This window comes from Winslowiella iniecta, assembly GCF_001267535.1.
Classification (GTDB): Bacteria; Pseudomonadota; Gammaproteobacteria; order Enterobacterales; family Enterobacteriaceae; genus Erwinia; species Erwinia iniecta.
Map to the genome: position 1 here is coordinate 128409 of NZ_JRXE01000001.1, position 14730 is coordinate 143138.

Consider the following 14730-nt stretch of genomic DNA (forward strand, 5'->3'; position numbering starts at 1 on the left):
CTTGTTGGTCGACGCTGTTTTTGCGCCGCTACAGGAGAATACGATGTTGGCTGTGGTTCAATCGCGACACACTCTCTGCCGCTGGTTGCTGATTTCTATGCTGCTATGCGGTTTTTCTGGTGCGGCGCTGGCGGTCAGTCTGCCTGCCGCAGCGGTTGCCGCGCAGCAAACGCAGCAATCGCCCTCCACTTCGCAAGATGCGGCGGAACAACCCAGCATTGAAGACAAAAAAGCCGCTTACGCTGCGCTTGCCAATATTTTGCAAAACGATCAGACCCGTCAGGAGTTGATTGATCAGCTGCGCAGTGCCGCCGCCACGCCAGCGGAAAGCAGTGAGCCGGTACTGACGCCGCCCGATGCCGAACAGGAAGATAAAACCGTGCTGCAAGGGTTGACCGACATCAGCCGACACTATGGCGGCGCATTCGCCACCCAGTTTGCCGAACTGCACCACAATATCGTCTCTGCACCGCATAAGACCTTTAATCAGCACACCTTTTTTAACGCTGTCAGTCACTTTCTGATGCTGGCGGCGGCACTGTTTGCCTTCTACTGGCTGATTTGCTGGCTGGCGCGGCCGCTGTATCGCCGCATGGGGAAATGGGGACGCACCAAAAACCGCGATCGCTCCAGCTGGTTACATCTGCCGGCAATGATTATTGCCGCGTTTGCGATTGATTTGGCGCTACTGGCGCTGGCACTGTTTACCGGCCAGGTAATGAGTGACTATCTGAATGACGGCAACCGCACTATTGCCCGTCAGCAGGGGCTGTTTCTGAATGCTTTTGCGCTCATCGAGTTCTTTAAAGCGATTTTACGCCTGATCTTCTGCCCACGGATTCCGGATCTGCGCCCGTTCCGTATTGCCGATAATCGTGCTCACTACTGGAACACCCGTCTCAGCTGGTTAAGCGGGTTGATTGGTTATGGCTTATTGGTGATTGTGCCGATTGTCAGTAACCAGATAAATGTGCAGATTGGCGCGCTGGTTAATGTGGTGGTGATGAGCCTGATCACACTCTGGGCGCAGTATTTGATTTTCCATAATCGCCGCAATATTCAGCATGAACTGGCGGCGCTGGCCGATCGTTCAATGCGCTTTTTTGCCCTGTTTATCCGCGCCTTCTCACTGGTCTGGCACTGGCTGGCGAGCGCCTATTTTATCGTGCTGTTTTTCCTCTCCATATTTAATCCGGGAGACAGCCTGAAGTTTATGATGTCAGCGACGGTGCGCAGCCTGGCGATTATCGGTATCGGCGCACTGATTTCCGGCATTCTGTCGCGCTGGATTGCCAAAACTATCACGTTGTCGCCCGAGCTAAGACGTGAGTATCCGGAACTGCAAAAGCGCGTTAATGCCTGGCTGTCGGCATTGCTGAAGCTGGCGCGGATTTTGACCGTCTTTGCCGTCGGGTTACTGCTGCTCAACGCGTGGAATCTGTTCGACCTGTGGCACTGGCTGACGGTGGGTGCCGGAGAGAAAACGGTGGATATTATGATCCGCGTGCTGGTAATCCTGCTGTTCTCGGCGGTAGGCTGGACGCTGTTAGCCAGCCTGATTGAGAGCCGTCTGGCCTCCGACTCACACGGTCGCCCGATGCCCGGTGCGCGCACCCGCACGCTGTTGACGCTGTTTCGTAATGCGCTGGCGGTGGTGATCAGCACCATCACCATTATGATTTTGCTGTCGGAAATTGGCGTAAATATCGCGCCACTGCTGGCCGGTGCCGGTGCGCTCGGTCTGGCGGTCTCCTTTGGCTCGCAAACGCTGGTCAAAGATATTATCACCGGCATCTTTATTCAGTTCGAAAACGGCATGAATACCGGCGATCTGGTGACGATCGGGCCAATTACCGGCAGCGTCGAGCGCATGTCGATTCGTTCGGTCGGCGTACGCCAGGATACCGGCGCGTACCATATTATTCCGTGGTCATCGATCACCACTTTCGCCAACTTTGTGCGCGGTATTGGCTCGTTTGTTGCCAATTATGATGTTGATCGCAACGAAGAGAGCGAGAAAGTGAATGCCACCCTGCAACAGGCGGTGAAAGAGCTGATGGAAAATAAAGAGATTCGCAGCATGGTCATTGGCGAACCGGCGTTTGCCGGGCTGGTCGGACTGACTAATCAGTCGTTTACCGTGCGCGTGTCCTTTACCACTCAGCCGCTAAAGCAGTGGACGGTGCGCTTCGCGCTGGATGATATGGTGAAAAAGCATTTCGATGCGGCCGGGATTAATCCCCCGCGCCAGACGGTGCAGGTACTGCAAACCGGGAATGATGTGCAGGGAGCGGCAGGCGCTCAGGCGTTAGCCGCTCCCGAGTAGCACATTACTTGCTTAACATCCGGCTACGGGCCGGTTTATCGAAAAAGCTCCAGGCGATAAACCGGCTCTGTTTCTGCCCTTGGGCCATATCGATAATCCTGACCTGCACTGCCTCAACCTCTTCCAGCGCCCGGCGTAAATCCGGTAAATTTTCTTTGCGCGACACCAGTGAGGTAAACCACACGCACTGACGAGAAAAATCCACGCTTTCATTAATCATGCGAGTAATAAAGGCTTTTTCGCCGCCTTCACACCACAGCTCATCCTGCTGACCGCCAAAGTTAAGCGGCGCATTGCGATCCAGACCCAGATTGCGCAATTTGCGCTGGCTGCCCTGGCGCGCATCGCTGGCTGAAGCATGGAACGGTGGATTACACAGGGTGGCGTGAAAAATCTCGTTTTTATGAATGATGCCACGGAAGATAGCATCGGTATCTTTCTGACGACGCAGGCGGATACCGCGGTTCAGCCCCGGATTAGCATCGATAATCGCATTGGCGGCTTTCATCGCCTGCTCGTTAACTTCAGTTCCGGTAAAACGCCAGTCGTATTCACGATGGCCAATTAACGGATAAATGCAGTTGGCACCGCAACCGATATCCAGCACATTGATATTACGCGGCACCACTTGCTGATGGTCTTCCGCCAGCAGATCGGCGAGGTGATGCAGATAATCGGCGCGACCCGGCACCGGCGGACAGAGAAAACCGTCAGGAATATTCCAGTGCTCAATCTGATAAAAGTGATGCAGCAGCGCCTGGTTCAGCACTTTCACCGCCTGTGGATCGGCAAAATCAACCGACTCATCGCCATACTGATTGATCTGAACCAGCGGCGTCAGTGCCGGGTGGCACTGTTTCAGTGCAGCAAAGTCGTAGCGTCCACGGTGACGGTTACGCGGGTGAAGAACATTTTTCTCAGCAGGCTTTTTCATCGGCATCTCTCATAGGTTACCCAGGGTCACAGCCGTTGCAGCCACGTCAGATACCCGGGGTATAGTGGGCGCGTAAGATACTCGCTTTGCAAAAAACCGTAAACCATTGCCGTCGTTTTTTTCTGCGCCAGACGCGTTAAGATAAGAGAAATAACTTAACAACAGGTAAAGCGATGTCTCGTCAACGACACTCTTATCAACCCCGCCTTGGTCACGGACTGCCGCATGACCCGCTGAATGCCATTATCGGCCCGCGTCCCATCGGCTGGATCAGTTCGGTGAATGCTGCCGGTCAGCGCAATCTGGCCCCCTACAGTTTCTTCAACTGTTTTAACTATCATCCCCCCATTATTGGCTTTGCCAGCAGCGGCTGGAAAGACAGCGTAAAGAACATTACTGAAACCGGCGAATTTGTCTGGAATCTGGCGACGCGTCCCCTGGCGGTGGCAATGAACGAAAGCTCCGCCTCACTGCCCCATGGTGAAGATGAGTTTGCTTTTTCCGGCCTGACGCCGCTGGCGGCGACACAGGTCAACGCCAGCATGGTGGCCGAAAGCCCGGTCAACTTTGAGTGCAAGCTGACACAGTGCATTCAGTTGCAGGCGGCCGACGGTGAAAAACTGCCGAGCTGGCTGGTATTAGGCGAAGTGGTGGCGATCCATATCGATAACGATCTGCTGGATAACGGCATCTATCAGACCGCCAGAGCGCAACCGATTCTGCGCGCGGGTGGCCCATCGGCTTATTACGCCATCAGCGAAGAACAGCGCTTTGATCTGGTACGGCCGGACGCACGTCCGCGCTAACGCGCGGCAGCCGCTCCCTGCGCCAGCAGCGTGTTAATCAACTGCTGCAACAACGGCTGTAACTCTGCCGCCCTCGCGCCCTGCCAGCCGAATGGCGGCTGTTCATCCATATAATTGCACTGCGCCAGTTCCAGCTGCACCGCATACTGTTGCTGTTCGGGTTTGCCGTATGCACGGGTGATATAGCCGCCCTTAAAACGCCCGTTCACTATCCAGCTGAAGCGGGTCTGTGCCTCACAACAAGCGATCAGCGCCGCGTCAATCGCCGGGCTGCTGCTCAGACCGTTATTGGTGCCAAGATTCAAATCCGGCAGCCGCCCGTCAAACAGTCGCGGGATTACCGACGCTATCGAGTGAGCATCAAATAACAGCGCATAACCATACTGCTGCTTAAGCCGCGCCAGCTCATGCTGTAGTTTCTGGTGATATGGCGTCCAGAGGGTTGCCAGATAGTGCTGACGCTGTTCGGTTCCAGGTGTCATACCTGACTTAAAGGTGGGTGTGCCGTCAAACAGCGTTTCGGGAAACAGCCCGGTGGTCGCGCTGGCATACAGCGGCTGATCGTCAGCCGGACGATTAAGATCGATCACAAAGCGCGAATAATTACCGATCAGAACGCTGGCACCCAGCGACTGCACAAAATCATATAACTGCGCGAGGTGCCAGTCGGTATCCGGCAGGCCGCTGGCGGCGTCGCTCAGACCCGCTTTAACTTCCGGCGTCAGTGCGGTACCGGCGTGGGGAATACTGACCAGCAGCGGCAGCGTACCGGCTGAGAACTGAAAGGGTTTCATTGCGCTTCTCCTCGCCAGATAACCTGACAAGGTAGCTGACCACCCAGCCAGTAAACCAGTTCCGCCGGGCGCGTCAGCGGCCAGTGGACGAAACTGGCGACTTTACCGCACTCCAGTGAGCCGTGGGTTTTCTCCAGTCCCAGTGCTCTGGCACCATTCAGCGTCACCCCGGCCAGCGCCTCTTCCGGCGTTAAACGGAACAGGGTGCAAGCCATATTCAACATCAGACGCAGCGACAGCGCCGGTGAGGTGCCGGGATTGGCATCGCTGGCCAGCGCCATCGGCACCTTGTACTGGCGGAATAATTCCACCGGTGGCAGCTGGGTTTCACGTAACAGATAAAACGCGCCGGGCAGCAAAACCGCCACCGTGCCATGCTGCGCCATCGCCTGCACATCGCTTTCGCTGGCGTATTCCAGATGATCGGCGGAGAGCGCATTAAAACGCGCCGCCAGCGCGCTGCCGCCGAGTGCAGAGAGCTGCCCGGCGTGCAGTTTAACCGGCAGACCAAGCTGCTGCGCACGGGCAAACACCCGACTGACCTGCGCCGGAGAAAAAGCCAGATGTTCACAAAACGCATCTACCGCATCAGCCAGCTGTTCGGCTTTAATTGTCGGCAGCAGGCGCTGGCAGATAACGTCAATCCAGCCATCCGGATGATGGTTAAATTCCGGCGGTACAGCATGCGCCGCCAGACAGGTCGCCAGCACATCCGCCGGAAGCTGCTGTGCCAGCTGACGAATCGCCTGCAACATGCGAATTTCGCTGGCTTCATCCAGCCCGTAACCGGATTTTATCTCCAGCGTCGTCACCCCTTCAGCCAGCAGACGCTCAATGCGCCAGCGCGCGCTGCTGACCAGCTGCTCAACCGTCGCTTCGCGTGTGGCGCGTACCGTTGCCAGAATGCCACCGCCCTGCGCGGCAATCTCCGCATAACTGACGCCATTTAACCGCTGCTCAAACTCCTGGCTGCGGTCACCGCCAAACACCAGATGGGTATGGCAGTCGATCAGGCCGGGCGTAATAATGCCGCCGGCAAAATCGGTGCGCCGCCTGGCGACGATATTCTCTGACTCCGCACGCATACCGATCCAGACAATCACCCCCTCCCGCACCGCAATCGCACCATCGGCAATAATGTTGTACTGGCCGTCGCGCATGGTCACGACATCGGCTCCGTACCACACACTGTCACAGCGTAATTCGTCTGCCATTTGCTCTCCCGCTACGCCCGATCCATTTACAGAAACTGTTAAAGTATGTATATGTATATACAACCACAAAGCCTGAGGATCAACCATGTCGAGTTATTTTGCGACGCGTGCACTACTTACGTCAGGGTGGCAGCATGCGGTACGCATCGAGGTGGATAAGCAAGGGGTTATCACCGGTATCACGCCAGACAGCCACGCTGAACAGGCTGTCCATTTGCCCGGCGCGGTGATCCCGGCGATGACCAATCTGCATTCACACGCCTTTCAGCGCGCCATGGCCGGACTGGCAGAGGTGGCGGGCGATCCGCAGGATAGTTTCTGGACCTGGCGTGAATTGATGTACCGCCTGGTGCAGCAGCTGTCGCCGTCACAGGTCGGTGATATTGCGCGTTATCTCTACATCGATATGCTGAAAGGCGGCTATAGCCAGGTGGCTGAATTTCACTATCTGCACCATGACCTCAACGGGCAGCCCTGGGCGCAGGATGAGATGTTACTCCAGCTGATTGCCGCCGCAGAACAGGTGGGTATCGGCCAGACGCTGCTGCCGGTACTGTACAGCCACAGCGGATTTGGCGCCCTGCCGCCACAACCAGCACAGAAACGTTTTATTCAGCAAACCGACAGTTATCTGCGCCAGCAGGATAATTTGCGCCGTCTGCTGCGCAATAAGCCGCTGCACAATCAGGGGCTATGCTTCCATTCGCTGCGCGCGGTGACGCAGCTGCAAATGGAACAGGTGCTGGCGGCCTGTCCGCCTGAACTGCCAGTACATATTCATATTGCCGAGCAGGAAAAAGAGGTCAACGATTCGCTGGCATGGAGCGGCGAACGCCCGGTTAACTGGCTGCTGGATCGTTTTGACGTTGACCCGCGCTGGTGCCTGATACATGCCACACACCTGGAGCCACAGGAAATTTCGCGCCTCGCGGCCAGCGGTGCGGTCGCCGGACTCTGCCCGACCACCGAAGCCAATCTCGGCGACGGAATTTTTCCTGCCACCGATTATATCGCCCACGGTGGACGCTGGGGCATCGGCTCGGACAGTCATGTCTCGCTGAATGCGTCAGAAGAACTGCGCTGGCTGGAGTATGGTCAGCGGCTACGCGACCGTCGGCGTAACCGCATCGTCAACCCTCAGCAAAGCTCAGTCGGCGATCTGCTGTGGCAGCAGGCCGCAGCCGGTGGCGCGCAAGCCTGCGGCGTTGCCATCGGTTCGCTGGCAGTCGGCCAGCGCGCAGACTGGCTGGTGTTGGAAGCGGATGCGTGGTTAGCCAGCTGCCCTGATTCTGCCCTGCTGAATCGCTGGTTGTTTGCCGGTGATCGCTCGCAGATTCGTGATGTCTGGGTTGCGGGAAAACAGGTGATTTGTGCGGGTCAGCATGCATTGCAGGCCGAGGCGGATGCCCGCTTTACCTCGGTGATCAAGGCGTTACACTAACGGCGTTGCCAGAGGGTCAATCATGCATTTCTACCGAACCGACGATTTGCCGCTCAGCAAATGGCGCAATGGCGGCGGCGAAACCCGTGAAGTCATCAGCTTTCCGCCGGACAGCAGCCAGTTTGGCTGGCGCGCCAGCATTGCCACCCTCGCCGCCAGCGGTGATTTTTCCCGCTTTCCCGGCGTTGATCGGGTGATTACGCTGATTGAGGGTGACGGCGTGGAATTGCATTCACCACCGTCACCCATGCAGCTGCTGAAACTGAATCAGCCCGTCTGTTTTACTGGCGAACAGCCGATGGTTGCCCGACTGCGCGGCGGAAAGAGTCTCGACTTTAATATTATGACCCGGCGCGATCGCTACCGCGCCACGGTGGTGGTAAGCGGCGAGGCGCAGCAATGTGATTGTGGTGTTTGTTGGGTGGTTGCCGGTCAGTGGCGCGTCGGTGAAAAAACCTTAGCACGTGGCGAAGGGGCCTGGTGGAGCGCTGACGGTGAGCTGGTTACGCCACTGACCGCCGATGCGCTGCTGTTATTTGCCGAAATTAGCCAGAGCGGAAAATCATCCGCCCGGTCCTTCAGCCGTGCCCTTTAAAGCGGCCAAGCAACTTATAGCGTGAACCGGGATACAGCAACCTGGCATAAGTTACGATTTTTCCCTCGCTCCATGTCTGGCGGCGAATCAGCAAACAAGGCTCATGCTCGTCCAGCGACAGATACTGGCGCTGACGCGTGTCGGCCAGCACCGCCTCGACAATATGCTCGCCGGCGGTCAGCGGCGCGACCCGCATCAGATAGGTGTAAGGCGTCTGGCTGTCATAGTCCTGGCGCAGATAATCCGGTGCCATCTGCGGGTTAACCAGACGATCTTCCAGCTGCACCGGCAACTCATTTTCGTAGTGCACCATCAGTGAATGGAAAATCGACTGGCCGGTTGAGAGTCCCAGTACCGCAGCCTGTTCCGGATCGGCTTTTATTTCCTTCAGCTGCAAAATTTTACAGCGATGCTGATGGCCACGCTGCGCAATTTCTTCTGCAATATTATGCACTTCCAGCATCGCCGTATAGCCCTTGGCTTCGGCAACAAACGTCCCCACGCCCTGCATGCGAATCAGATAACCTTCACTGGTCAATTCGCGCAGCGCCCGGTTAATCGTCATCCGGCTGACGCCCAGCTCACTGACCAGTTCACTTTCGGATGGCACACGCTGCCTGGCTTTCCACACCCCTTCCGCAATCTGGCTGACAATCGCCTGTTTTACCCGCTGATAGATAGGCGCAGGCTGATCGCTCATGGCGGCTGCGAGTTGCGAAATGGCAGTCTGACCAACCATAGAAAATTCCTTAATAAATGTCGTCAGTGAAGTCTACTGACTGAGTGCATCAATGTATATACATCTGCGGCGCGCTTGCCCCGGTACTGTTTTGTGATCGAGCTGGCACTGCAATCCTTAGTTGTATAGACAAGACTATACAGTTATGTTTCACTCAGGGTATCATCCGACCTGTCTGGTTCGGGTCTTCTTATTACTGAACTTGTCTATACAGGAGTATACCATGCTGCTCAGTCCCGATGAATGTCGTCTGCTCCCCGGTGAAGTGGATTTGCCGATGCTGAAAGCCATTTACCAGGGTGGCGTCACGCTTCGGCTGGCTGACAGCGCGCGCGATACGGTGCTGCAAGCACGTGAAACGGTGACTGCCATCGTGGAATCCGGCAAGGTGACTTACGGCATTAACACCGGTTTTGGCAAACTGGCGCAGACCTCCATTCCGCCGACACGTCTGGCTGAACTCCAACGTAATCTGGTGCTGTCGCACAGCGTCGGACTGGGGGAGTTGCTGCCTGATGAGGTGGTGCGCCTGGTGATGGCGACGAAAATTATCAGCCTGGCGCGCGGCCATTCCGGGGTGCGTATCGAACTGATCGATATGCTGATTACCCTGTTTAATGCTGGCGTGATGCCCTGCATCCCGGAAAAAGGCTCGGTGGGCGCTTCCGGCGATCTGGCTCCGCTGGCGCATCTGTCGCTGATGCTGCTGGGTGAAGGTGAGGTCCGCGTCGCCGGTAAACGACTCGACGCGCCTGTCGCACTGCAACAGCTCGGACTGGAGCCGGTGGTGCTCGGGCCAAAAGAGGGGCTGGCGCTGCTTAACGGTACGCAAGTATCCACTGCACTGGCGTTACGCGGCCTGTTTGAAGCGGAGAAGGTTTTCGCTGCCGGGCTGGTCGCCGGGGCGCTGTCGCTGGAGGCGATCAAAGGCTCGATAAAACCGTTTGATGCACGCATTCATCAGGCACGCGGCCAGCCGGGACAAATCGCCGTCGCCGCCGCCGTGACTCAGCTGCTGGCAGGCAGTGACATTCTCACTTCACATGCTGTCTGTGGGCGGGTGCAGGATCCTTACTCCATTCGCTGCGTGCCACAAGTTATGGGAGCCTGCCTTGATAACCTGAACCATGCGGCGCGGGTGTTGCAGATTGAGGCGAATGCGGCTTCCGATAACCCGTTGGTGTTCCCGGAAAGCGGCGAGGTGATTTCCGGCGGCAACTTCCACGCCGAGCCGGTGGCTTTTGCTGCCGATATTATTGCGCTGGCGGTGGCTGAAATTGGCGCTATCTCCGAACGCCGAATGGCACTGATGCTGGACAGCGGCCTCTCCGGCCTGCCGCCGTTCCTGGTGAATGACGGCGGCGTAAATTCCGGTTTTATGATTGCCCAGGTCACCGCCGCAGCGCTGGCCTCTGAAAACAAATCCCTGGCTCATCCGGGCAGTGTCGACAGCCTGCCGACGTCCGCCAATCAGGAGGATCATGTCTCAATGGCAACCTACGCTGCGCGCCGCCTCGGTGCCATGTGCTTTAACACCGCAGCGGTGGTCGGTATTGAGGCGATGGCCGCCGCGCAGGGCATCGATTTCCATCGGCCGTTACAAAGCTCGGCACTGCTGGAACAGCAGCTGGCGCGGTTGCGTGAACGCGTGGCTTTCCTGGAAAAAGACCGCCTGATGGCACCCGATATTGAACAGATGCGCCTGTGGGCCAGTGGTGAAAACTGGCCAGAAGTGATCGCCGCCCTGCTGCCAGGCTACGCAGGAAAAGGAGCCCGTGATGAGTGAATCCCTGAGCCACGCCGTTGCCCGTGAAATCCGCGCGCCACACGGCAGCGAGTTACATTGTGCCAATTGGCTGATCGAAGCCGCGTACCGCATGATCCAGAACAATCTCGATCCTGATGTGGCCGAACGCCCGGAAGATCTGGTGGTGTATGGCGGCATCGGTAAAGCTGCGCGTAACTGGGAATGCTTTGAGCAGATTCTGCGTTCGCTGCGCGCATTGCAGCCGGAAGAGACACTGCTGGTGCAGTCGGGGAAACCGGTTGGCGTATTCCGTACCCATGCCGATGCGCCGCGTGTGTTAATTGCCAACGCCAATCTGGTGCCGCACTGGGCCAACTGGGATCATTTTCATCAGCTGGATAAAGCCGGACTGATGATGTATGGCCAGATGACCGCCGGTTCCTGGATCTATATCGGTGCGCAGGGCATTGTACAGGGCACCTTTGAAACCTTCGCCGAAGCGGGACGTCAGCACTACAACAGTGACCTGAGCGGCAAGTGGATTCTTACCGCCGGGTTGGGCGGTATGGGTGGAGCTCAGCCGCTGGCCGGTGTGCTGGCGGGCGCTTCGGTACTGGCGGTGGAGTGTCAGGAGTCACGCATCGACTTTCGTCTGCGTACCCGCTATCTCGATTACAAGGCTTACAGCATCGATGAGGCACTGAAAATCATCGCCGATGCAAACCAGCAAAAACAGCCGATCTCCGTGGGCCTGTTAGGCAATGCGGCAGAAATCCTGCCGGAACTGGTTAAACGCGCCAGCGCGGGCGGCCTCAGGCCGGATATCGTCACCGACCAGACCTCCGCGCACGATCCGCTGAATGGTTATCTGCCGGCTGGCTGGAGTGTGGATCAGTGGGCTGAAAAACGCATCAGCGACCCAAAAGCGGTGGAGAAAGCCGCGCGCGCCTCCATGGCCATTCATGTGCGGGCGATGCTTGATTTTCATCATATGGGTATCCCGACCGTGGATTACGGCAACAATATTCGCCAGGTAGCGCTGGATGAAGGGGTAGAAAATGCCTTTGATTTTCCGGGCTTTGTGCCGGCCTATATCCGTCCGCTGTTCTGTGAAGGCAAAGGCCCGTTCCGCTGGGTGGCGCTTTCCGGTGATCCCGAAGATATTTTCAAGACCGACGCGAAGCTGAAGCAGTTATTTCCACAGCACGCTAACCTGCATCGCTGGCTGGATATGGCGCAGGCGCGTATCGCCTTCCAGGGCTTGCCGGCGCGTATCTGCTGGCTGGGCCTTGGCGAACGCCATCTGGCGGCACTGGCATTCAATGAAATGGTGCGCAATGGCGAGCTTAAAGCACCGGTGGTGATTGGTCGTGACCACCTGGATTGCGGATCCGTCGCCTCACCCAACCGCGAGACAGAAGCGATGAAAGATGGATCTGACGCGGTTTCCGACTGGCCATTGCTGAATGCCCTGCTTAATACCGCGGGTGGCGCAACCTGGGTGAGTCTGCATCACGGTGGCGGCGTCGGAATGGGCTTCTCCCAGCATGCGGGCGTGGTGATTGTGTGTGACGGCAGCAAAGAAGCGGACGTACGGCTGGAACGGGTTTTGTGGAACGATCCGGCCACCGGTGTGATGCGGCATGCCGACGCCGGGTACCCGCTGGCCGAAGCCTGCGCCCGACAGCATCAGCTGAATTTACCAATGGTGAAATAATCGCTGCTGTTCTTGCAGACCGGCGCAGTGTCGCCGGTTTTTATTTATTAATAATTATAAGTCTATTAACGATTTTCTTCAGTGACTGATAGACGCCGCACATCGGTTGCATCTAAAGTGGAAGCCGAATGATTAGCGCCAGACCGCGCACCGGATAAGCGGCATCAGCATGGAGAAGAGACTATTTATGACCATTCCTGTTTCGTTGATTGAAGAGGCCGTTACCTGGCGACACCAGCTACATATGCAACCCGAGCTGGGTTATCAGGAGCATCAGACATCAAAAATGGTCGCCGAAAAGCTGCGCGCCTTTGGTCTGCAAGTGCATGTCGGTCTGGCCGGAACGGGCGTGGTTGGCACGCTGGAAAATGGCCCAGGCCCGGTGATTGGCCTGCGTGCCGATATGGATGCACTGCCGATTACCGAACTGGGTAATCCACCGCATAAATCCAACAATCCCGGCGTGATGCACGCCTGCGGCCACGACGGCCACACCGCCATTCTGCTGGCCACGGCGAAACATCTTAGCCAGACGCGTAATTTCAGTGGCACGCTGCACTTTGTGTTCCAGCCTGCCGAAGAGAATCTTGGTGGCGCGCGTAAAATGGTCGAAGACGGCCTGTTTACCCTGTTTCCAATGGATGCCATTTATGGCCTGCACAACTGGCCGGGACTGGCGCTGGGTGAGGTGGCGGTGAACAGCGGCGCGATGATGGCTTCACTGGATTCGTTTGAAATTACCTTAACCGGAAAAAGCTGTCATGCCGCGATGCCGGAAAGTGGTGCCGATCCGATTGTGACCGCCGCCGAACTGATTATGGCGCTGCAAACTATCCCGGCGCGTCGCCTGTCACCGCTCGCCTCAGCCGTCGTCAGCATCACGCAAATTAATGGTGGTGAAGCCATTAACGTCATTCCTGAACAGGTAAAGCTGCGCGGCACCGTGCGCTGTTTACAGAGCGAAGTACGCAGTAAAGTACGCGCGCTGATCGACGAATTTGTCACCACCCTGCCTGCGCCATTTGGTGTCGAGGGCAGCATTAACTGGTATCCCGGCTATCCGGTGACCCGGAATCATGCGCAATCGGCGCAGAACGTGCGTGATGCTGCGGTGAGTTTATTGGGGGACGCGGCGGTACACTGGGAAGTCAATCCGTCGATGGCGTCGGAGGATTTTGCCTGCATGCTGGAAGCCTGTCCTGGCGCTTATTTCTGGATTGGTGCCGATGGTGCCACGCCTTCACGGCCACTGCACAATGCCTGGTACGATTTTAATGACGAGGTGATCGCGCAAGGGACAGGCATCTGGCAGCAACTGGTGGAACAGCTGTTGCCACGGCGATAAGTATTAAATTGCTCCGGCAGCGGCCCATACTTCTGTACGGGCGACGTTTTCGCCGCCCGTGCCAGGGATGTTCAGTATCCCACCGCATCCAGCTCTGCCAGTCCGCTGGCAATATCCGCTGAACGTCCACTGGCAACAAAGCAGCAGGCGATTTGCAACCGCAATGCGTCGGGAACCGGCAGATCTTTATTCACCACCCGCTGAATCCACGCGGCGGTGACATCCGCCTCTTTCGACGCAGCCAGCGCATCGCGCTCAATCGAGATCTCTTCCTGCCGCGCCAGCAGCAGTTGCGGCTCGGATTGCCCGCCGCGAATCAGGTTAATCGCCGGGCAACGTTGCAGATTGGCGTACACTTCCCCTTCCGTGCCGTTCATTAGCAGGGCGGTGCCGCCAATGGCCGCGAAAAATTTCGCCACCCGTGGAATATATTCCGGATGCGAAACGCTGGAAAGACGCAGCGCGGCGGCCTCATCAAACGGTGTTGCCAACTTTGCCAGCGTATGCGCACTGTTACGCACCCCCATACGCCAGCGCAGTGACAGCTGTGTTGCCAGCGGCGGACACAGCGTGTCAACCGACATAAACACCAGCTCACCGGCATCAAGCTGCGCCTGTGCCGTCGGCGCGTCGGTCACGGCGGCGACACCCAGTGCGGCGAATACCGCTTCACTGGTAGTGCGCGTCGGGTCGTCGCTGACGCCGTGCACCAGTACCGGAAAACCCAGTTTCGACAGCAAAATTGCCAGTAACGGCGTCAGGTTAGCCTGCTTACGGGCACCGTTATAGCTGGGAATAACGATCGGCATGTGTTGCCCTGTAGGCGGCGTCAGGCGCATGACCTGCTCCTGCATCGCCTGATAGAAGCCCAGCATCTCCTCTTCGCCTTCACCTTTAATGCGCAGGGCGATTAACAGGCCGCCCAGCTCGAGTTCCGGCACCTCGCCAGCCAGCATTTTGCGATAGAGCGCACGCGCCGTGTCAAAATCGATATCACGCGCATGATTTTTTCCGCGCCCTACTTCTTTAATAATCCGGGTATATTCCATAGCTAACGATTTCCTGAACTGAC

Annotated in this window: 12 protein-coding genes; 7 read left to right on the top strand and 5 right to left on the bottom strand. The window is 57.3% G+C overall.

The genetic code is table 11. The features are described from left to right. Positions 1–43 precede the first annotated feature (43 nt). A complete protein-coding gene (gene ybiO, locus NG42_RS00550) occupies positions 44–2326 on the top strand; it encodes a mechanosensitive channel protein (RefSeq protein ID WP_052896658.1) in 2283 nt (760 codons plus the stop codon). Positions 2327–2330: 4 nt separating this feature from the next. Here ybiO and rlmF read toward each other — a convergent pair whose 3' ends face one another. Beyond that, positions 2331–3260: a 23S rRNA (adenine(1618)-N(6))-methyltransferase RlmF gene (rlmF, locus tag NG42_RS00555; protein WP_052896924.1), complete on the bottom strand. Its 930-nt coding sequence runs from the start codon at positions 3258–3260 to the stop codon at positions 2331–2333. 173 nt (positions 3261–3433) lie between these two features. Between rlmF and NG42_RS00560 the strand changes: the two genes are divergently transcribed. Then, a complete protein-coding gene (locus tag NG42_RS00560) occupies positions 3434–4066 on the top strand; it encodes a flavin reductase family protein (RefSeq protein ID WP_052896660.1) in 633 nt (210 codons plus the stop codon). On the opposite strand, the gene hutG is transcribed toward NG42_RS00560, so the two are convergent. Further along, a complete protein-coding gene (gene hutG / locus NG42_RS00565) occupies positions 4063–4860 on the bottom strand; it encodes an N-formylglutamate deformylase (RefSeq protein WP_052896661.1) in 798 nt (265 codons plus the stop codon). The genes NG42_RS00560 and hutG overlap by 4 nt on opposite strands. Then, positions 4857–6074 (bottom strand): imidazolonepropionase, encoded by a 1218-nt coding sequence (hutI, locus tag NG42_RS00570; protein WP_052896663.1) that lies wholly within the window; start codon positions 6072–6074, stop codon positions 4857–4859. The genes hutG and hutI overlap by 4 nt, the downstream gene beginning before the upstream one ends. An 85-nt stretch (positions 6075–6159) precedes the next feature. Between hutI and NG42_RS00575 the strand changes: the two genes are divergently transcribed. After that, complete coding sequence (locus NG42_RS00575) at positions 6160–7515, top strand: formimidoylglutamate deiminase (RefSeq protein ID WP_052896665.1); 1356 nt, start codon at positions 6160–6162, stop codon at positions 7513–7515. Positions 7516–7537: 22 nt separating this feature from the next. Next, on the top strand, positions 7538–8110 hold the full coding sequence (locus tag NG42_RS00580) for a HutD/Ves family protein (protein ID WP_420911295.1): 573 nt from the start codon (positions 7538–7540) through the stop codon (positions 8108–8110). Here NG42_RS00580 and hutC read toward each other — a convergent pair. Then, positions 8094–8849 carry a histidine utilization repressor gene (hutC, locus tag NG42_RS00585; protein ID WP_052896666.1) on the bottom strand — a complete coding sequence of 252 codons (756 nt, stop codon included), beginning with the start codon at positions 8847–8849 and terminating at the stop codon, positions 8094–8096. The two genes, NG42_RS00580 and hutC, sit on opposite strands and share 17 nt — an antisense overlap. 223 nt (positions 8850–9072) lie before the next feature. On the opposite strand from hutC, the gene hutH reads away from it, so the two are divergent. The 3 genes from hutH to NG42_RS00600 all read left to right on the top strand — a co-directional run bounded on the left by hutH (position 9073) and on the right by NG42_RS00600 (position 13658). Next, positions 9073–10635, top strand: a complete 1563-nt coding sequence (gene hutH, locus NG42_RS00590; RefSeq protein ID WP_052896668.1) for a histidine ammonia-lyase — start codon at positions 9073–9075, stop codon at positions 10633–10635. Continuing rightward, entirely contained in the window at positions 10628–12313 is a 1686-nt protein-coding gene (gene hutU / locus NG42_RS00595) for a urocanate hydratase (protein ID WP_052896670.1), read from the top strand. The genes hutH and hutU overlap by 8 nt, the downstream gene beginning before the upstream one ends. A gap of 187 nt (positions 12314–12500) precedes the next feature. Further along, positions 12501–13658: a M20 aminoacylase family protein gene (locus NG42_RS00600; protein ID WP_052896672.1), complete on the top strand. Its 1158-nt coding sequence runs from the start codon at positions 12501–12503 to the stop codon at positions 13656–13658. A 71-nt stretch (positions 13659–13729) separates the two neighbouring features. On the opposite strand, the gene ybiB is transcribed toward NG42_RS00600, so the two are convergent. Beyond that, positions 13730–14707 carry a DNA-binding protein YbiB gene (gene ybiB / locus NG42_RS00605; RefSeq protein ID WP_052896674.1) on the bottom strand — a complete coding sequence of 326 codons (978 nt, stop codon included), beginning with the start codon at positions 14705–14707 and terminating at the stop codon, positions 13730–13732. Positions 14708–14730 lie beyond the last annotated feature (23 nt).